General features: G+C 43.0%; 1 protein-coding gene and 1 pseudogene. Both read right to left on the bottom strand.

All coding sequences use genetic code 11. The annotated features are described in order from the left end of the window. Positions 1–182: 182 nt before the first annotated feature. Complete coding sequence (locus ABF638_RS37970; RefSeq protein WP_420760406.1) at positions 183–962, bottom strand: LemA family protein; 780 nt, start codon at positions 960–962, stop codon at positions 183–185. Positions 963–970: 8 nt separating this feature from the next. Further along, positions 971–1,341: pseudogene (locus tag ABF638_RS37965) on the bottom strand (TPM domain-containing protein); the annotation flags it as partial.

Here is a 1,341-nt window from a genome sequence, read left to right as displayed (position 1 = left end):
GCATTGCTTGACCGCACGAGGGGCATTTTTTTTGAACACAATCGAGTACTTCAAACGATGTTGCCTCTGGTTTTAAACAATTTCATGCCAAGTTTTTGCACCATTATTTCGCTACAAGGTCAAGATTACAGGATTTCCTCTCTTCTCTAGTAAGTTTTGCCACGCTAGGTTATTATTACTTTTCATTCCCCAAAAATTTCAATTTTGGGAATACCAGTATTTGTAGCTTGGAAAAATTCTTTCTTCTCAAACCCAAGAGTATTAGAAACTAAGAAGTTAGGAAAACTTTGAATTTTTTGATTATAAGCTTGCACTGCTTGATTATAACGCATTCTCTCTACAGCTAAACGATTTTCAGTACCCGTAAGTTCGTATTGAAGATTGGTAAATAGTTGGCTTGATTGTAATTGGGGATTGACGCTGGCATAATCACGGAAACGGTCAATTGCTTGATTAACTTGCACTGTTGCAGCACCCTTTTGATCGGGAGTCGTTGCTTGCAAATAAGCTTGGCGTGATCGGATTAATAAAGAAACTAACTCTTTTTCCTGTTTGGCATAAGCTTGGGTGACATTCACAAGGTTAGGGATCAAATCAGCACGTCGTTGGAGTTGATTTTCGACTTGTGCCCAAGCTGCTTTTACTCTGGAGTTACTATTTTGGATGGAGTTGTAAGTCCAGGCACTCCAGACACTCAGTGCAGCTATTACGCCAGTGACAACCATTAGTAGTCTTTGATACCGATAGGCTAATTGCTGTTGTTGCTGTTGTTGTTGCTTATGCCTTGCTTGTACATCCAGAATGGCTTGCTGAATAAATTCAGCAGGAATATCAACTTCTTTACCTGCGACTACCAACTCCGAAGCTGAATAACTTTGAGTGTGATTGGCATAATAGCGCGAGGCTAGCTCCAGCACTTCTGGGGCAAAATCTTCGGGAATTCTTTTATCTTGACTGCTCATAAAATTATTTACCAACTACCACCAGCACCGCCGCCACCGCTACTGCCACCACCGAAGCTACCACCGCTACCACCACTGCTACTGCCGCCACCGAAGCTACCACCAGCACCGCCGCCACCGCTACCCCAAGAACTGCTGGGAGGTGGTGGTGGAGGCAAACGAGGAATTATTTCCTCTCGCTGATTATGGTAAGAACAATTGTGGCACTCATCAGTAATTAGTCGTTTTCCATTACTAGCTCGTGTAGGTGATTGAACAGTTTTCTCGTCATGAGTGAGAGTCAATTCATTACATTGAGGGCACTGGCGAAATCTGGAGGAATGGGACTGTTGGGCAACAATATGGAACCCATTACCAGTTGTTTTGTGAGTGCAACTAA

It is taken from the genome of Nostoc sp. CALU 1950 (assembly GCF_051172895.1).
Classification (GTDB): domain Bacteria; phylum Cyanobacteriota; class Cyanobacteriia; order Cyanobacteriales; family Nostocaceae; genus Nostoc; species Nostoc edaphicum_A.
Note: the sequence above shows the minus strand (reverse complement) of the source record. Positions and strands in the feature narration are given on the sequence as shown.